We start from the raw sequence: 16462 nt of genomic DNA on the forward strand, positions 1-16462 counted from the left end.
CGCGAGCGCGTCACCGCCCGCCTGTTGCTCCGCCAGCCCTCGCGCCACGTCGTTTTTGTGTTCCAGGCCCGACCGGCTCCAGAGACGCGAGGTTTGGTCCCGAGAGACCGCCGACGGAGCTTCCCGCTCGATCGCCCCCCGCCGCCGCATCGGTCGCTGGCCATGCGCCCTTTCCCTGCAACGAGGTGGGATCAGGATAAGGGCAATTTGAAGGGGTGAGGATAAGTTAGGTCGAGAAAGTTCAGGGCGTTGATTTTGCTCAGGTTCGTCGCGGATACCCAGAGGATAAGCGCACGACTGGGGACGCGCCCTTGCGGCGTGCCCCCGACCGCCTGACGCCGTGCGAGACCTGGGGACACGCCGCAAGGGCATGTCCCCTACGGCGGCGACTTTGGAGAACCCGGACGAGCTCCTGACGTCAACGCACTCGGCGGGAGCCTCGGGGCGTCCCCCCTTGGGGCTGGGGACAGGCGACGCCGTGAGCGCTCTGAGGGATAAAGCGGCCGGGCCGTGTGGCGCGCCCGGCGCTCCCGCCACCTCCCCGAGGGGAGGATCTCATGGCCTAGCCGCCGACCGCTTGCAGGACCTCGGCTTGCCGGCGCGACAGCTTGGACTGGACCTCGTCGCGAATATCGATGCGGCAGGCGCGGGCTGACCAGCGGTCGAGCTTTTCGGCCCGGACGCGGGCGTCGCAGACCCTCTCGCCGGCCGCCTCGATCCGGGCCTGGAGCTGGCGGGCGTCGTCTGGGCGCGAAAGGTCAAGGTCGCCGACCCGGATCGTGGCCAGCACCGCAGGCCTGGCCGGCGCGGCGTGGGCGACTTGCGCCAGACCCAGGGCCGGCAAGGCCGCCAGGGCCAGAATTGCCGCCGTCGAAAGTCTGGCGATGAACCGGCTCATGTCCGCCTCCCCTGTCCTGGCGACGCCGTTCGCGCCGCTTTCGAGAGGTAGAATGACCGGGTTGTTCTACGAATACGCGTTACGTCTGCTTCATGACGTCGTATTCATGGAGTGAACGACCTGTAATCTTTCCGCGCATATTATCGCGAAGAAGAGTTCAGCCGCGCTTCCTTGACCGGCGGACGTTCCAGCGCCTGGTAGACCACCGTGCGCGTCGTCGCGTCCAGGCCCGAGCCCACCCCGCCCAGGCGCTGGATCATGCCGATGAAGAACAGGTCGTTGCTGGGGTCGATCCAGAACCAGGTGCCGGCGCTGCCGCCCCAACTGATCGTGCCGGGCCCGACCGGGGCGCCGGACAGGCGGGGATCGACCGCCACGGCCACGTCCAGGCCGTAGCCCATGCCGGCGCTGAACGGAAACGGCTTCTGGTCGGGCCGCAGCACCCCGGCCGTGCCGTTGGTGGTGACCTGGAAGCTGGGCGGCAGGTGGTTGGACCGCATCAGGGCCACGGTCTCCGGCCGCAGGATGCGCACCCCGTCCAGTTCGCCGCCGTTGAGGATCATCTGGGCGAAGCGGGCGAAATCGCCGGCGGTGGACAGCAGGCCCCCGCCCCCGGACGGCGCCGGCGGCGGCCTGGAGACGTCGCGCCACGGCCCCTCGTTGGCCGGGATCAGCTTGCCCGTCGCCGGATCACCGTCATAGAGGGCGGCCAGGCGCGGCAGCTTCTCGGCCGGGGCCCAGAAGGCGGTGTCCTTCATCTTCAGGGGACGGAAGATCCGCTCCTCCATGAACACCGGCAGGGTCTGGCCCGTCAGGCGCTCGACGATCAGTCCCTGCAGGTCGGCGGCGACGCTGTAGCGCCACATCACCCCCGGTTGGGCGTACATCGGCAGCATGGCCACCTTGCGGACCATGTGGTCCAGGCTGTCGGACTGCAGCACCCCGGCCCGGTAATAGGCCTGGTCGGCCAAGCTGGCCGGATCGTCGGCCAGGCCGTAGGCGAAGCCGGCCGTGTGGGTCATCAGCTCGCGCATGGTCGGCGGGCGGCTGACCGGAGTCAGGATCGGCCGTCCCTGGGCGTCGACGCCCGAGGCCACGCGCAGGTCGGCCAGCTCCGGCAGATATTCGGTGACCGGATCGTCGAGCCGCCACCGGCCCTCCTGGTAAAGGATCAGCATCGCCACCCCGGTGACCGCCTTGGTCTCGGAGCGGATGCGGAAGATGGCGTCGGCGGGCATGGCCTCGCCGGTCTCCAGGCTGCGCTTGCCGAAGGCCTTCAGCGAGACGATCCGGCCGTGGCGCCCCAGCACCGTGACGCCGCCGGCGATCTGGCCCTGGTCGACCAGGGCCTGCATCGTCTCGTCCAGCTTGCGCAACCGCTCGGCCGAGAACCCGGCCGTCTCGGGCTTGGCCACCGGCAAGGCCGCGGCGCCCGCCGCCCCGGCGGCGGCCAGCCCCAGCAGGCCGGCCAGGGCGCTGGCGGTGCGCTTGAACACCGTGTTCATGTGATCAGATCGCGTCATCCCGGCGCAAGACTAGCGAAGATCCAGGACCGACCCAAGGCGCGACGCCTCCGGCGGGCCGGATGAATGCGCCGCGCGCGGGATGACGAACGAGGGAGGCATCACTTGGGCCGGAACCGCTTGGACGTCGGGAAGCCCTTGGGCGACAGCTTGCCGGCGCCGGCGCGGCGGCCGATCCAGTCCTTCCACTCGGTCCAGTCGCGGCGACGACCGGCCGTGTCGATCCAGAAGGCGCCGCCGTCGGTGGTGAATGAGATCGCGTCGCGCAATCCCCCTTCACGGTACGACTGCAGCTTGACGCCCTTGCCGCGCGGCATTTCCGGCAGCTCCTCCAGCGGGAAGATCAGGATCTTGCCGTTGTCGCCGATCACCGCGATCTGGTCGCCGACCGCCTCCAGGCAGAAGGCGGCGCCGGCGGAGTCGACGGTCAGCACCTGCTTGCCCGCCTTGCGGTTGGCCAGGGCCTCTTCCTCCGGCATCAGGAAGCCATAGCCCTGTTTCGAGGCCAGGAAGCGTTTGCGCCCGGCCTTGAACGGGAACATGTCGATGATCTTCACCTTGTCGTCGAGCTCGATCATCATCCGCACGGGCTCGCCATGGCCCCGCGCCGACGGCAGGTTGGCGCAGCTGATCGTGAAGAACCGCCCGTCGCTGGTGAACAGCAACAGCTTGTCAGTGGTCTCGGCCGGGGCCAGGAACCCCAGCTTGTCGCCTTCCTTGAACTTCAGCTCGGACGGGTCGTCGATCTTGCCCTTGGCGGCGCGAATCCAGCCGCGGTCCGACAGGATGACGGTGATCGGCTCGCGCACGATCATCGCCTCCAGGGCGGCGTCGGCGTCGACCACCGGCGCGTCCGCGAAGATCGAGCGGCCGATCACGCCGGTCGGGCGTGGCTTGTCGTGCGGATGCTGGATCTTGACCAGGATGGCGCGCACCTGGCGCAGGCCCGTGCCGACCAGGTCCCACTGCTTGCGGTCGCTGGCCAGCATGCCCAGGATGCCGTCGCGCTCCTCCACCAGTTCGGCGTGCTCGCGGCGGATCTCCATCTCTTCCAGCTTGGCCAGCTGGCGCAGGCGGGTGTTGAGGATGGCGTCGGCCTGGATCTCCGACAGGGCGAAGGCGGCGATCAGCTTCTGCTTGGGCTCGTCCTCGTAGCGGACGATGCGGATCACCTCGTCCAGATTGAGGTAGGCGATCAGCAGGCCGTCCAGGATGTGCAGGCGGGCTTCGATCTTGGCCAGGCGGTGGCGGGCCCGGCGGGTCAGCACCTCGCGGCGGTGGGCCAGGAAGGCCATCAGGCACTGCTTGATGCCCATCACGCCCGGCGTACCCTTGGCGTCCAGCACGTTGATGTTAACCGGGAAGCGGCTTTCCAGCGCCGAGAGCTTGAACAGGCTCTCCATCAGCACCTCGGGCTCGACGTTCTTGGACTTGGGCTCGAGGACCAGGCGAATGTCCTCGGCGCTCTCGTCGCGCACGTCGCCCAGCAGGGCGGCCTTCTTGCTATCGATCAGGTCGGCCAGCTGTTCGACCAGGTCGGACTTTTTGACCTGGTACGGGATCTCGGTGACGACGATCTGGTAGGTGCCGCGGCCGGTGTCTTCCTTCTCCCATTTCGCGCGGGTGCGCACCCCGCCGCGACCGGTCTCGTAGGTCTCCAGCAGGCTCTCGCGGGACTCGACGATCACACCGCCGGTCGGGAAGTCGGGGCCCGGCACGCGCTCCAGGATCTCGGCGGTGGTCGCCTCGGGCTTGCCCAGCAGCAGCAGGCAGGCGTCGATCAGCTCGGCCGGGTTGTGCGGCGGGATCGAGGTGGCCATGCCCACGGCGATGCCCGACGAGCCGTTGGCCAGCAGGTTGGGGAAGCCCGACGGCAGGACCACCGGCTCCTCGTCCTGGCCGTCGTAAGACGGCTTGAAGTCGACCGCGTCCTCGTCGATGCCGTCCAGCAGCAGCATGGCCGCGGCGGTCATCTTGCACTCGGTGTAGCGCATGGCGGCGGGATTATCGCCGTCGATGTTGCCGAAGTTGCCCTGGCCGTCGACCAGCGGCACGCGCTGGGCGAAGTCCTGGGCCAGGCGGACCAGGGCGTCGTAGATCGACTGGTCGCCGTGCGGGTGGAAGTTGCCCATCACCTCGCCGACCACCTTGGCGCACTTGCGCGCGGCGCCTTCGGGGTTGAGGCGCATGTTGTTCATCGCGTGCAGCACGCGGCGGTGCACGGGCTTCAAGCCATCGCGCACGTCGGGCAGGGCCCGCGAGCCGATCGTCGACAGCGCATAGGCCAGGTAGCGCTTGGACAGCGCCTCGCTCAGCGGCTCATCAAGGATGCGGCCGTCTTCCGGGCCGCCGGGGGGAGGTAGGACTGGTTTGTTCATCGGGGAGATTCGTTACGCGTGAAAGGCACAGTAGCAGATGTGGCAGGCAGGCTTCGAGAGTTTGGGATACGGCTCACTTGCCCCCTACGGGTCGCTTCGCGACCGTCTTCCCCCGGAGGGGGAAGAGCCTAGGCGCGAAGGCTCCGCCCCCTCTGGGGGCGGACAGACCGCGCAGCGGTCAGGTGGGGGCAAGGGGGCGAACCCTCACAACCGCCCCGCCTCGCCCAGCCGGTCCAGCAGCCACACCCGGGCGGGGGGCAGCGGCTTGTTCAGAGGGTGGAACACGAACTGCTCGAGGAAGTGGCCGGTGATGTCCAGGCCCGCCCCGACGTCGCCGTCGACCAGCCCGCCCTGGGCCGAAAGCATGAACGGCGGCAGCGGCAGCAGCTTGTCGTGATACGGCGCGCCGGCCTCGCGGCTGACCGCCCGGCCGGTGCGCGGGCTGACATAGACCAGGTCGTCCAGAGCGCCGGTGGCGGCGCATCGGGACAGGTCCAGGCCAAAGCCCAGGTCCTGCAGCAGCCCGGCCTCGAACCGCACATAGACCGCCGGCCAGATGGCCGGGACAGCCAGGGCGGCGATCAGGGCCTCCAGGGCGTGGAAGGCCCCCGGATGAGCCTCGCGCTCGGGCAGAGCCCCGGCGGCCACGGCGGCGGCGGCCGACAGCCCCGACAGGGCCAGGGGCTCGTCGAATAGCGACGAAGGCCCCTCGCCCATCGGCTCCAGACTAGCCGCGCCCAGCTGGTCGCTGACCCGGGCGCGGTAGCGGGCGATGACCTTGGCGCCGGCCTGCAGGAAGGGCTTCATCCGCCGCGAGGCCGCGCCCGAGACATGGGCGGCGAACTTGCCGCGATCCTGGGTCAGGAGCTCGACGATCGCCCCGGTCTCGCCATGGACCCGCGCCGACAGCACGAAGGCCTCGTCTTCCCACTCCATCTAGGCCTGGGTCCCCCAGCCCACGATCGTCTCGATCAGCGGCCGCCACGCCGGCTGGACCGGCAGGCCCAGCACGTCGCGCAGGGTCGTCTCCAGTTCGTCGGCCGACAGGTCGCGTTGCTCGACCAGGGCCCCGCCGGCGTCCCGCCAGGTCAGGCGGTTGTTCTTCAGGGCGTAGCGGGCGGTCGGCGTGGTGCGGCCGGCCGTCAGGCTGAAGGTGAAGTGCGAGCTGGGATGGGCGTAGGTGTAGAAGTTGGCCTGCTCGTAGTCCTGGTCGGCCCAGGCGCCGAGCGCCACCTGGTAGGTCGCCGCCCAGCGGCCCGAGAGGTTGGCCTGGACCTGCCGCTCGCCGCCCAGTTCGTCGATCGGCAGGATGCGGAAATCGCCGTTGGGCGTGGCCTGCACCGCGTCGGAGAACAACGCCAGCGGCCCGGTCAGCACGCAGCCGCCGAAGCCGACGTCGGCCAGCCAGGTCGTGTCGTCGCCTGGCGCCCGCACGGCCAGCATCATGTGCGAGCGCGGGCGCGGCGGCAAATGGTCGGGAACCATCCACAGCACCCGCGCCATCAGCCCCGTGACCTCGAAGCCCAGGGCCGTCAGCACCCGCTTGAACAGGCCGTTCTGCTCGTAGCAATAGCCCCCTCGCCCGGCCGCGATCAGCTTGGCGTCGACCTCGGCCGGGTCCAGGCTGATCGCCTTGCCCAGCAGCACGTCGAGGTTCTCGAAGGGAATCGCGTCGGGGTGCTTCTGGTGCAGGGCGCGCAGCACGTCGAGCGTCGGCTCGCGCGGGCCGTCATAGCCGATGCGGGCGAAATAGGCGTCCAGGTCAACGCTGGGCGAGGCCGCTTGGGCGGGCGCAATGTCAAGCTTGCTCACGGGCCGATATTCCCTGTCTGTTCTCAGGCCTACAGGTAACGCTTCGGCGCGGGATTGCCACCCCGCGCCGAACGCTAGCGCGCCCTAAACGTCGAAATCCAGGCCCATGTCGTTGAACAGGCCGCGCTCCTCGGCCCAGTTCTCCTTGACCTTGACGTGCAGGAACAGGTGGATCTTGCGGTCCAGGATGTCCTGCAGCTCTTCGCGGGACGCCTTGCCGATCCACTTGATCACCTCGCCGCCCTTGCCCAGCACGATGGCCCGCTGGCCGTCGCGCTCGACATAGATGGTCTGCTCGATGCGGGCGCTGCCGTCCGGGCGTTCCTCGAAGGCGGTGGTCTCCACCGAGGCGGCGTAGGGCAGCTCCTCGTGGACACGCAGGTAGATCTTCTCGCGGGTGATCTCGGCGGCCAGCAGGCGGGCCGGCAGGTCGGCGGTCTGGTCTTCCGGATAGAGCCAGGGCCCCTCCGGCATCAGCGAGGCCAGCTTGGCCATCAGGTCGTCGACGCCGGCGCCGGTGGCGGCGCTGATCATGAACACCTCGGAATAGACCCCGGTGTCGTGGAGGTCCTGGGTGACGGCCAGCAGGGTCTCGCGCTTGACGCCGTCGATCTTGTTCAGCGCCAGGATCACCTGGCGGCCGGCGGCCTTCAGGCCCTCGATGATGGTCTGGACGTCCTGCACCGAGCGGTGCTCGCCCGGGGTGGCGCTGCGCTCGCGCACGGCCAGTTCGGCCTGGACGTCGACCAGGTGGACGACGACTTCGCTGTCCTCAGCGCCGCTCCAGGCGGAGCGGACCATGGCGCGGTCCAGGCGGCGACGGGGGGTGAAGATGCCGGGGGTGTCGACCAGGACGATCTGGGTCTGGCCGGTCATGGCTACGCCGCGCACGGGAAAGCGCGTGGTCTGGACCTTCTGGGTGACGATCGAGACCTTGGCCCCGACCATGCGGTTGACCAGGGTGGACTTGCCGGCGTTCGGGGCGCCGATGATGGCGGCGAACCCAGCGCGGGTGTTTTGGTTTTGGGAGGTGGTGTCAGTCATTGCGGGTGCGTGTAGCACCGATGCGCCGCGGGGGCTAACACTTGCCCCCGCCTGACCGCTTCGCGGTCTGTCCGCCCCCAGAGGGGGCGGAGCCTTCGCGTTCTAGGCTCTTCCCCCTCTGGGGGAAGACGGTCGCGAAGCGACCCGTGGGGGGCAAGCGATCGCCGCCTAGACCCCCGCCCCTTCCCGCTCCAGCAGCGCCTTGGCGGCGGCCTTCTCGGCCTCCTGCCGCGAGCGGCCCTCGGCATGGACCGGATCCAGCCCGGCCACCGTCACCTGCACGGTGAACACCGGCGCATGGTCGGGACCCTTGCGGTCCTTGACCGCGTAGGTCGGCAGCGGCTTGCCCTTGCCCTGAGCCCATTCCTGCAGCGCGGTCTTGGGGTCGCGCGGCTTGCCCTGGTTGGCGCGCTCGAACTCGTCGGCCCACAGGTCCAGGAACACCCGCCGGGCCGTCTCCAACCCGCCGTCGCGGTAGAGCGCCGCCATCAGCGCCTCGGCGGCGCCGGCCAGGATCGAGTCGGTCTCGCGGCCGCCGATCTTGCTGGACGAGGCCGACAGGCGCAGAGCTGGGCCGACATTGGCGGCCCGGGACACCCGGGCGCAGGTCTCGCGGCTGACCAGGGCGTTCAGGCGTGGGGCCAGCTCGCCTTCCTTGGCCTTGGGAAAACGTTCGGCCAGGGCCTCGGCGGCCAGCAGGCCCAGCACGCGGTCGCCGATGAACTCCAGCACCTCGTTGTCGCCGGCCTTCTTGGCCCCATCGCCCACGCTGGCGTGGGTCAGGGCCAGCTCCAGCAACTGGCGATCCTGGAACGTATGGCCGATCCGGCGCTCCAGGTCGCCGACGGCGACGGCGCGCCGATCGGTCATTTCAGGACGCGGAAGAAGCGGCTCGGCCGGGCCTCGGTGAACCAGGTCCACGGCTTGAACAGGTGGGCGTCGGCGTTCCAGGACAGCAGGATCAGCTGGGCGCGGCCCACCAGGTTCTCGGCCGGCACGAAGCCGACGCCTTCCTGCATCCCGATGTACTGGTCGTTGGCGTAGTCCCACTTGCACGTGCCGGGGCCGGTCTTGAAGGCCGAGACACCCGGATCAAAGCGGCTGTCCAGCGAGTTGTCGCGGTTGTCGCCCATGAAGAAGTAGCAGCCCTGCGGCACCACATAGACGCCCGTGTTGTCGGCGTCGCTGTCGGGGCCGTAGTCCTGGGTGGCGTATTTGCGGCCTTCGGGATTGGTCTCCTCGAAGCGGCCGGCGCGGATGGTGCCGTAGCCGGTGTCGACCAAGGCCGAGGGCATCTCCCTGCGCGGCAGGGCCTTGCCGTTGATGTAGACCACACCGCCGCGCACCTGCACCCGGTCGCCGGGCACGCCGATCAGGCGCTTGATGTAGTCGACATTGGGGTCGCGCGGCAGCTTGAAGACGATGATGTCGCCGCGAGTGGGCGCCTTGCCCAGGATGCGGCCGTCGAACAGCGGCGGGCTGAACGGGATGGAATGCTTGGACCAGCCGTAGCTGTACTTCGACACGATGATGTAGTCGCCCTGGTAGAGGTTGGGCTCCATCGACGCCGACGGGATCGTGAACGGCTGGAACAGCAGCACCCGCAGCACCAGGGCGATCGCCAGGGCGTAGGCGACCGTCTTGACGATCTCGATGAACTCCTTGACCGCCCCGGCCTTGTCGTCGGGCGTTTCGGTGTCGGCGGCTTCGGTCATGCGCTGCAGGGCTCTCGACGAAATGGACGGCGGGCGAACCCGACGCGCCTAGCTAGACGGGGTTTACGACGGGAGCAAGCGTGGCGCCCGTTAACTCGCCTTCATGGCGTGCGCGGCCCGACGTCGCGCCCCAAACCGGCGCGTGGTCCAGCTTGATCCCGGAGTCCGGGGTCAAAATGTGGCGAGGATCGCCAGCAGCACCAGGGCGAAGAAGCCCCAACTGACCACCAGCCAGGCCAGCGGCCGCGCCTGCCAGGGCTTCGGCTGCCCGCCACGCGCCGTCTTGCCGTCGGCATCGCTCCAGATGGCCATGTGCTTCCCCGTCCCAGAACGGCGCCGTAGGCGGCGCTTGGGAATGCTGGGTGCAAGGCAGGGGCCGCGCTTTTTAGGTCCTCCCCCGTGGGGGAGGCGGCCGAAGGCCGGTGGGGGGATGTTGCCGGGGGACGAAACACTCCCCCCCCTCCGTCGGCTGCGCCGACACCTCCCCCACAGGGGGAGGATCTATCTAGGTCGCAGGCACCGCCTCGATGATCACGAAGGCCTGGGCGTAGGGATGGTCGTCCGTGAGCGACAGGTGGACCACCGCCGTCATGCCCTCGGGGACCATCGCGGCCAAGCGCTCGGCCGCGCCGCCGGTCAGGGCCATGGTCGGCTTGCCCGACGGCAGGTTGACCACCCCCATGCCCGCCAGGTGGACGCCGCGTTTCAGGCCGGTGCCCAGGGCCTTGGAGCAGGCCTCCTTGGCGGCGAAGCGCTTGGCGTAGCTGGAGGCGCGGTCGGGCTTGCGCTCGGACCGCTTGCGCTCGATCTCGGTGAAGACCTTGTTCGTGAACCGGTCGCCGAAGCGTTCGAGGGACTTCTCGATCCGGCGGATGTCGCACAGGTCCGAGCCGATCCCGATGATCACGCGACCGTCTCCAGGCGGGCGGCGTCCATCAGGGCCCGCATCCGCTGCATGGCCTGGGGCAGGCCCACGAAAATCGCTTCCCCTATGAGAAAGTGGCCGATGTTCAGCTCGGCGACCTGCGGGATGGCGGCGATCGGCTTGACCGTGGCGTAGTCGATGCCGTGGCCGGCATGGACCTCCAGGCCCAGGCTGGCGGCCAGTTCCGCCCCGGTCTTCAGCCGTTGCAGGATGGCGGCGGCGCGGTCGGCGTGGCCCTCGCGGGCGGCGTCGCAATAGGCGCCGGTGTGCAGTTCGACCACCTGGGCGCCGGCCTCGGCCGAGGCGCGGATCTGGGCGGGATCGGCCTCGATGAACAGCGACACCCGCGCGCCGACGGTCCGCAGGCGGGCGACAGCCTCGACGATACGGACCTTGCCGCGCACCACGTCCAGCCCGCCCTCGGTGGTGACCTCCTCGCGACGCTCGGGCACCAGGCAGGCGGCGTGCGGCCGGGCCTGCAGGGCGATGCCGACCATCTCGTCGGTGACCGCCATCTCGAAGTTCAGCGGCTTGCCACGCTTGAGGCAGAGATCGGTCAGCAGGACGATGTCGGCGTCGCTGATGTGGCGGCGGTCCTCGCGCAGGTGGGCGGTGATGCCGTCGGCGCCGGCCGCCAGGGCTAGCTCCGCGGCCCGCACCGGCTCGGGATAGCTGGCTCCGCGCGCGTTGCGGATCGTGGCCACGTGGTCGATGTTGACGCCGAGCCGCAGCATGCCGATCAGCCCTTCAGGCGCCGGCTGCCCGGATCCTCGATCGGCACGGCCGCCAGTTCCGGCGGCAGGGCGTCGGCCGGATAGGCCGGGACCTCCAGGCTGCACAACGACACCAGCGGCACGCCGACATCGACCTTGCCGCCCGAGCGGTCGACGATGCAGGCCGCGGCGATCACGTCGCCGCCGGCCGCCTGGATCGCGGCGATGCACTCGCGCGACGACAGGCCGGTGGTGACGATGTCCTCGACCATCACCACCTTCTGGCCAGGCTCCAGGTGGAAGCCGCGGCGGAACTTGAAGGCGCCGCCCTCGCGTTCGACATAGATCGAGGCGACGTTCAGCCAGCGGGCGGTCTCGTAGCCCGGGATGATGCCGCCCACGGCGGGCGAGACGGCCACGTCGGGCTGGCCCACCGTGGCCACGATCTTCTCGGCCAGCGCCTTGCAGAGGCGGGCGCAGCGCTCGGGCCGCATGAACACCAGGTTCTTCTGCAGGAAGACGGGGCTGTGCAGGCCGGAGGACAGCACGAAGTGGCCTTCGCGCAGGGCGCCGGCGGCGCGGAATTCGTCGAGAACGTCATCGTTGGTCATGAGAGGGGGATATAGGCGGAGCGGCGCGAGTCTACAAACCGCGCGACGGCAAACTCGCGCCACGAGGGAACAATACCGCCGCTCAGCCGCTATGGTTTGGTCCCCACGTGTGTAAGGCGGACACGAGTCGTCCCGGGTCAGCGCTTCAAGGCCGCCCGTGAGTCGCGACGGCCACCCGCCGAAGTAAGCGCGTGCGCGAAAACCTCCCGACGACCAGCCGATCCGCGACCGCGGACCTGTGAGCAACCCTGGAAGGTGGCTCCCCATGACCAACTATCTGATCGAGACCTCGGCGAGCCTGTTGAAGAAGGCGAACGACCTGGACCTGCTGGCCCGGCGCGCCAGCAAGCCCGGCCACGCCAGCATCTACCGCCGCGTGGCCGACACCAGCCGCGTGGCGGCCGCCTTCGCCAAGATCAACGAGACCCTGGACTGGCGCGACGCGCAGGCCGGTGTAGGGAAGGAGCCATGTCCGACGATTCCTTCCCCCCTCCCCGCCCCCGCGTAGGCTGCGGCGCGGCGATCCTCGACGCCCAGGGCCGGATCCTGCTGGTCCAGCGCCGCCGCCCGCCCGAGGCCGGCTGCTGGGGGCAGCCCGGCGGCAAGCTGGACTGGGGCGAGAACGGCCGCGCTTGCGCCGAGCGCGAGATCCTCGAGGAACTGGGAATCACCGTCGTCGCCGGCCCAGTGCTGTGCGTCACCGACATGATTGCCGAGGACAGCCACTGGGTGGCGGTGACCTATCGCGCCGACGGCTGCGTGGGCGAGCCGGCCATCCAGGAGCCGCAGGCCCTGGCCGACTGGGGCTGGTTCGCCTTGGACGCCCTGCCCTCGCCCCTGACCGCCGCGACCCTCGACGCGGTCGCCGCGCTTAAGGCATAAGCTCGCGCCAACCGCCGACCCAACCAGGAAGACCCGCCATGTCCGTCGTCACCCTCAAGCGCTGGAACATCTCGATGGGCGCCGGCCAGCCCCTGGCGGTGATCGCCGGCCTGAACGTGCTGGAGAACGTCGACCTGGCGCTGGAGGTCGGGCGCGAGCTGAAGGCGATCACCGCCGAGCTGGGCCTGCCCTATGTGTTCAAGGCCAGCTTCGACAAGGCCAACCGCTCGTCGATCACTAGCTATCGCGGCCCGGGCCTGAAGGACGGCCTGGCCATGCTGGCCGAGATCAAGGCCAAGCTGGACGTGCCGATCGCCACCGACATTCACGAGGTCGACCAGGCCGAGCCGGTGGCCGCCGTCGCCGACCTGGTGCAGATCCCCGCCTTCCTGTGCCGCCAGACCGACCTGATCGTCGCCGCCTCGCGGGCCACGGCGGCGGCCGGCGGCTGGCTGCACGTCAAGAAAGCCCAGTTCATCGCTCCCTGGGACTGCAAGAACATCGTCCACAAGGCCCGCGAGGCCGCGCCGGACCTGCAGATCGTGCTGTGCGAACGCGGCGCCTCGTTCGGCTACAACAACCTGGTGGTCGACATGCTGGGCATCGCGCAGATGCAGAGCCTGGGCGTGCCGGTGACCATCGACGCCACCCACGCTGTCCAGCTGCCCGGCGCCGACCCGCGCACCGCCGGCGGCTCGACCGGCGGCCGCCGCGAGGGCGTGCCGATCATCGCCAAGGCCGCCGTGGCGGCGGGCGCGGACGGAGTGTTCCTGGAGTTCCATCCCGAGCCCGACAAGGCCCTGTGCGACGGCCCCAGCTGCCTGCCGCTGAGCGACGCGGCGGGTTTGCTGCGGACCTTGAAGGCGCTGCACGGGGTGGTGCGCGGTTAGGGGCCAACACACCTCCCCTTTTTACCGTCATTCCGGGCCTGGTGCCCGGAACCCCTCGTTCAGCTGACGGTGAGATGCTTTGGCGCGCTGGCGCGCCACACCCCCGCACTTGCGGCGGACAAAGGGGTCCCGGGCACAAGGCCCGGGATGACGGAGCTAGTTGGAATGATGGGGAAGCCCCGGCCGCCCTATCCCCGCGTCCGGTCCACCGTCTCCACCGTCGGGCACGTCCGCAGCGCCGCCGAGATGTTGGTCAGGTGCTTGGCGTCGCGCACCTCGACGTCGATGTCGACGTCGAAGAAATCGCTCTGCCGGTGGTGCATGCGCAGGTTGACGATGTTGCCGCCGGCCTCGCCGATGATCGTGCAGACTTGGCCCAGCACGCCCGGCGCGTTGCCGATGGTGGCGTGCAGGCGGGCCAGGGACACCGTCTCGCGCTCGGCCTCGGCCGTCCAGTTCAGGTCGCGCCAGAGGTCCTCGCGGTCCTCGTATTCGGCCAGCTTGGGGCAATCGATGGTGTGAACGTCCAGCCCCTCGCCGTCCTCCCGCAGGATGCCGACGATGCGGTCGCCCGGCACCGGGCTGCAGCAGTGGGCGAAGTGCAGCGAGACGCCGGGTGTCAGGCCGCCGCCGCGCACATAGAGCCGCGCGGCCGTGCCGCCCTCGATCTTGCGCCGCGCCGTGGCTACGGCGACGTCCGTGTCCTTCATGCCCGGGAAGGCCGTCTCCAGCACCTGGCTGGGCGAGACGCGGCCGCGGCCGACGGCGTCGAACAGGGCTTCCTCGGCCTCCAGGGCGAAGCGCTCCAGGATCGGGCGCAGCGACACGTCCTTCAGCTTCTTGCCGGCCCGCTCGAACACCTGCTCCACCGAGGCGCGGCCCAGGCGCAGGAACTCTTCCTTCTCGGTCTGGCGGATGTGACGGCGGATGGCCGAGCGCGCGCGGCCGGTCACCGTCAGCGAGCGCCAGTCCGGCGGCACCACCGGCTTGGAGCCCCGCACCACCTCGACCACGTCGCCGTTGTTGAGCAGGGTCCGCAGCGGCTTCAGCTCGCCGTTGATCTTCACCCCGATGCAGGTGTCGCCGACGCTGGTGTGGACCGCATAGGCGAAGTCCAGCGGCATGGCGCCCCGCGGCAGGCTGACCAGCTTGCCCTTGGGCGTGAAGACGAACACCTGGTCGAGGAACATCTCCAGCTTGGCGTGCTCGACCAGTTCCTCGGCGTCGCCGCCGTGCTCCAGCACCTGGACCAGCTGGCGCAGGTTGGCCAGGGGATCGCGGCCGCCGGCCGCCTCCATGCCTTCCAGGTCCAGGCCGTACGAGGCGTCCTTATAGCGGAAGTGGGCCGCCACGCCCTCCTCGTTGACCCGGTCCATGGCCTCGGTGCGGATCTGCATCTCGATGCGCATGCCGCGCGGCCCCACCACCGTGGTGTGCAGCGAGCGGTAGTTGTTGCGCTTGGGGGTCGAGATGAAGTCCTTGAAGCGGTCGGGCACGCTGGACCAGGCGCGATGCACCACGCCCAGGGCGCGGTAGCAGTCCTCCTCGCTGTCGACGATCACCCGGAAGGCGTAGATGTCGGACATCTGGGAGAAGCCGATCGACTTGCGCTGCAGCTTGCGCCAGATCGAATAGGGCGACTTCTCGCGGCCGAACACCCGGGCCGGCAGGCCCGACGATTCCAGGCGGGCGGCGATCTCCTGGCTGACCAGGGCCACGGCCCCGCCCTGCTCGGCGCGCAGGGTGTCCAGCCGGCGGATGATCGCGTTGCGGGCCACCGGGTTGGTGTGCTCGAAGGACAGTTCCTCGAGCTCGGTGCAGATGCGGTGGCAGCCGATGTTGCGGGCCAGGGGCGCGTAGATGTCGCGCGTCTCGCGAGCGATGCGTTCGCGCTTGGCCTGGCTCTTGATGAAATGCAGCGTCCGCATGTTGTGCAGACGGTCGGCCAGCTTGACCAGCAGAACGCGGACGTCCTTGGAGATGGCCAGGATGAACTTGCGCAGGTTCTCGGCCTGGCGGGCGTGCTCGGCCTGGAGCTCCAGCTTCGACAGCTTGGTGACGCCCTCGACCAGCTCGCCGATCTCGTCGCCGAACAGCTTGGCGATCTCTTCCTTGGTGACCGGGGTGTCCTCGATCACGTCGTGCAGCAGGGCCGTGACGATGGTGGCGGTGTCCAGCCGGTATTCGGTCAGGATACCCGCCACCTCGATCGGGTGGGCGTAGTAGGGGTCGCCGCTGGCCCGCGTCTGGCTGCCGTGCATGCGCATGGCGTAGACATAGGCGCGGTTCAGCAGGGCTTCGTCGGCCGTCGGATCGTAGGCGTGGACACGCTCGATCAGCTCGTACTGGCGGAGAAACTTCTGGCGGGGCTTGGCGGCCGGGGCCGCGGGGGCCGCGTCGTTGGCGGCCGGTAGAGACGAAGACGCGCCCGATTCCTCTCCAGCAGATGGAGAGATCTCGGGCGCGCGGTCGGACGGAGCGGCGGCGGGCGCCGCTTCGAGAATGAGAGGGTCTGCGCCGTCGGGGCTCAGTACCGCTCCTCCTGACCGCCGTCGCGGTCGCTCTGCAGGGCGCGGACCAGTTCCAGTTCGCTCATCTGCATGTGGGTGGGATCGGCCAGCAGGGCGAGGGTTTCGGCCTCTTCCTCGGCTTCGGTGTGCTCGTCCACGCGCTGCAGCGTGGTGATCAGCTGTTCCTTCAGGCCCTCGTGGTCGACCACGTCGTCGGCGATCTCGCGCAGGGCGACGACGGGGTTCTTGTCGTTGTCGCGATCGACGAGCAGCGAGGCGCCGGCCGAGATGCCGCGCGCCCGGTGGGCGGACAGCAGGACCAGAGCGAAGCGGTTGGGAACCTTCTCGACGCAATCTTCGACGGTGACGCGGGCCATGAATTCCTCGGGCTATGAGCCTTGGTTATCGCAAAATAGGGTCTTGAGCGGCGTTACACAACGCCGCATCGGCAAAGTCCCGGCTTTCGCGAGGGGGCGCTTATGCCGGGTTTGGCCGGAGAAGTCCAGACTTCCATGCGCGCGCCGCCCCACGGCGGATGTTGGGTTGACCTAACATCTCAAT

Annotated in this window: 17 protein-coding genes; 3 read left to right on the forward strand and 14 right to left on the reverse strand. The window is 69.4% G+C overall.

Annotation, left to right across the window (positions count from 1 at the left end; translation table 11 throughout):
- Positions 1 to 562: 562 nt before the first annotated feature.
- The 12 genes from ASD47_RS18520 to pyrE all read right to left on the reverse strand — a co-directional run bounded on the left by ASD47_RS18520 (position 563) and on the right by pyrE (position 11619).
- Positions 563 to 898, reverse strand: a complete 336-nt coding sequence (locus ASD47_RS18520) for a UrcA family protein (protein ID WP_056759711.1) — start codon at positions 896 to 898, stop codon at positions 563 to 565.
- 140 nt (positions 899 to 1038) lie between these two features.
- The gene (locus tag ASD47_RS18525; protein WP_056759713.1) at positions 1039 to 2403 is read right to left on the reverse strand and encodes a serine hydrolase; all 1365 of its coding nucleotides are present in this window, start codon (positions 2401 to 2403) and stop codon (positions 1039 to 1041) included.
- Between the two features lie 119 nt (positions 2404 to 2522).
- Positions 2523 to 4799 (reverse strand): DNA topoisomerase IV subunit A, encoded by a 2277-nt coding sequence (gene parC / locus ASD47_RS18530; protein ID WP_056759715.1) that lies wholly within the window; start codon positions 4797 to 4799, stop codon positions 2523 to 2525.
- A gap of 204 nt (positions 4800 to 5003) precedes the next feature.
- On the reverse strand, positions 5004 to 5735 hold the full coding sequence (gene recO / locus ASD47_RS18535; protein WP_056759717.1) for a DNA repair protein RecO: 732 nt from the start codon (positions 5733 to 5735) through the stop codon (positions 5004 to 5006).
- Positions 5736 to 6611, reverse strand: a complete 876-nt coding sequence (locus ASD47_RS18540; protein ID WP_056759719.1) for an arylamine N-acetyltransferase — start codon at positions 6609 to 6611, stop codon at positions 5736 to 5738.
- A gap of 84 nt (positions 6612 to 6695) precedes the next feature.
- Positions 6696 to 7655: a GTPase Era gene (gene era, locus ASD47_RS18545; protein ID WP_056759721.1), complete on the reverse strand. Its 960-nt coding sequence runs from the start codon at positions 7653 to 7655 to the stop codon at positions 6696 to 6698.
- A 168-nt stretch (positions 7656 to 7823) separates the two neighbouring features.
- Complete coding sequence (gene rnc, locus ASD47_RS18550; RefSeq protein WP_056759722.1) at positions 7824 to 8525, reverse strand: ribonuclease III; 702 nt, start codon at positions 8523 to 8525, stop codon at positions 7824 to 7826.
- Positions 8522 to 9370 (reverse strand): signal peptidase I, encoded by an 849-nt coding sequence (gene lepB, locus ASD47_RS18555; protein ID WP_056759724.1) that lies wholly within the window; start codon positions 9368 to 9370, stop codon positions 8522 to 8524. The genes rnc and lepB overlap by 4 nt, the downstream gene beginning before the upstream one ends.
- 171 nt (positions 9371 to 9541) lie before the next feature.
- Positions 9542 to 9682, reverse strand: coding sequence for a hypothetical protein (locus ASD47_RS26730; RefSeq protein WP_156402317.1), 141 nt, complete (start codon positions 9680 to 9682; stop codon positions 9542 to 9544).
- A gap of 193 nt (positions 9683 to 9875) precedes the next feature.
- Positions 9876 to 10277: a holo-ACP synthase gene (acpS, locus tag ASD47_RS18560; protein ID WP_056759726.1), complete on the reverse strand. Its 402-nt coding sequence runs from the start codon at positions 10275 to 10277 to the stop codon at positions 9876 to 9878.
- Complete coding sequence (locus tag ASD47_RS18565; RefSeq protein ID WP_056759728.1) at positions 10274 to 11029, reverse strand: pyridoxine 5'-phosphate synthase; 756 nt, start codon at positions 11027 to 11029, stop codon at positions 10274 to 10276. Before ASD47_RS18565 ends, acpS begins: the two co-directional genes overlap by 4 nt.
- A 5-nt stretch (positions 11030 to 11034) precedes the next feature.
- Positions 11035 to 11619, reverse strand: a complete 585-nt coding sequence (gene pyrE / locus ASD47_RS18570) for an orotate phosphoribosyltransferase (RefSeq protein WP_056759729.1) — start codon at positions 11617 to 11619, stop codon at positions 11035 to 11037.
- A gap of 265 nt (positions 11620 to 11884) precedes the next feature.
- Here pyrE and ASD47_RS18575 point away from each other — a divergent pair, with 265 nt between their 5' ends.
- The 3 genes from ASD47_RS18575 to kdsA are packed head-to-tail and all read left to right on the forward strand — an operon-like array spanning position 11885 to position 13391.
- On the forward strand, positions 11885 to 12127 hold the full coding sequence (locus ASD47_RS18575) for a hypothetical protein (protein WP_056759730.1): 243 nt from the start codon (positions 11885 to 11887) through the stop codon (positions 12125 to 12127).
- Complete coding sequence (locus ASD47_RS18580; RefSeq protein ID WP_056759731.1) at positions 12088 to 12501, forward strand: NUDIX domain-containing protein; 414 nt, start codon at positions 12088 to 12090, stop codon at positions 12499 to 12501. Before ASD47_RS18575 ends, ASD47_RS18580 begins: the two co-directional genes overlap by 40 nt.
- A 38-nt stretch (positions 12502 to 12539) precedes the next feature.
- Positions 12540 to 13391, forward strand: a complete 852-nt coding sequence (kdsA, locus tag ASD47_RS18585) for a 3-deoxy-8-phosphooctulonate synthase (RefSeq protein WP_056759732.1) — start codon at positions 12540 to 12542, stop codon at positions 13389 to 13391.
- Positions 13392 to 13579: 188 nt separating this feature from the next.
- Here kdsA and ASD47_RS18590 read toward each other — a convergent pair whose 3' ends face one another.
- Together ASD47_RS18590 and rpoZ are read right to left on the reverse strand one after the other, a co-directional pair.
- Positions 13580 to 15730 (reverse strand): bifunctional (p)ppGpp synthetase/guanosine-3',5'-bis(diphosphate) 3'-pyrophosphohydrolase, encoded by a 2151-nt coding sequence (locus ASD47_RS18590; protein WP_200945275.1) that lies wholly within the window; start codon positions 15728 to 15730, stop codon positions 13580 to 13582.
- Between the two features lie 188 nt (positions 15731 to 15918).
- Positions 15919 to 16278 (reverse strand): DNA-directed RNA polymerase subunit omega, encoded by a 360-nt coding sequence (rpoZ, locus tag ASD47_RS18595; protein WP_007671240.1) that lies wholly within the window; start codon positions 16276 to 16278, stop codon positions 15919 to 15921.
- Positions 16279 to 16462 lie beyond the last annotated feature (184 nt).

It is taken from the genome of Caulobacter sp. Root1472 (assembly GCF_001426985.1).
Classification (GTDB): Bacteria; Pseudomonadota; Alphaproteobacteria; order Caulobacterales; family Caulobacteraceae; genus Caulobacter; species Caulobacter rhizosphaerae.

What these genes read in the sequence shown, in the direction of transcription:
- ASD47_RS18520 (WP_056759711.1), bottom strand. Translation starts at nt 898, where the DNA reads ATGAGCCGGTTCATCGCCAGACTTTCGACGGCGGCAATTCTGGCCCTG.
- ASD47_RS18525 (WP_056759713.1), bottom strand. Translation starts at nt 2,403, where the DNA reads ATGAACACGGTGTTCAAGCGCACCGCCAGCGCCCTGGCCGGCCTGCTG.
- parC (WP_056759715.1), bottom strand. Translation starts at nt 4,799, where the DNA reads ATGAACAAACCAGTCCTACCTCCCCCCGGCGGCCCGGAAGACGGCCGC.
- recO (WP_056759717.1), bottom strand. Translation starts at nt 5,735, where the DNA reads ATGGAGTGGGAAGACGAGGCCTTCGTGCTGTCGGCGCGGGTCCATGGC.
- era (WP_056759721.1), bottom strand. Translation starts at nt 7,655, where the DNA reads ATGACTGACACCACCTCCCAAAACCAAAACACCCGCGCTGGGTTCGCC.
- rnc (WP_056759722.1), bottom strand. Translation starts at nt 8,525, where the DNA reads ATGACCGATCGGCGCGCCGTCGCCGTCGGCGACCTGGAGCGCCGGATC.
- lepB (WP_056759724.1), bottom strand. Translation starts at nt 9,370, where the DNA reads ATGACCGAAGCCGCCGACACCGAAACGCCCGACGACAAGGCCGGGGCG.
- ASD47_RS26730 (WP_156402317.1), bottom strand. Translation starts at nt 9,682, where the DNA reads ATGGCCATCTGGAGCGATGCCGACGGCAAGACGGCGCGTGGCGGGCAG.
- ASD47_RS18565 (WP_056759728.1), bottom strand. Translation starts at nt 11,029, where the DNA reads ATGCTGCGGCTCGGCGTCAACATCGACCACGTGGCCACGATCCGCAAC.
- pyrE (WP_056759729.1), bottom strand. Translation starts at nt 11,619, where the DNA reads ATGACCAACGATGACGTTCTCGACGAATTCCGCGCCGCCGGCGCCCTG.
- ASD47_RS18575 (WP_056759730.1), top strand. Translation starts at nt 11,885, where the DNA reads ATGACCAACTATCTGATCGAGACCTCGGCGAGCCTGTTGAAGAAGGCG.
- ASD47_RS18580 (WP_056759731.1), top strand. Translation starts at nt 12,088, where the DNA reads ATGTCCGACGATTCCTTCCCCCCTCCCCGCCCCCGCGTAGGCTGCGGC.
- kdsA (WP_056759732.1), top strand. Translation starts at nt 12,540, where the DNA reads ATGTCCGTCGTCACCCTCAAGCGCTGGAACATCTCGATGGGCGCCGGC.
- rpoZ (WP_007671240.1), bottom strand. Translation starts at nt 16,278, where the DNA reads ATGGCCCGCGTCACCGTCGAAGATTGCGTCGAGAAGGTTCCCAACCGC.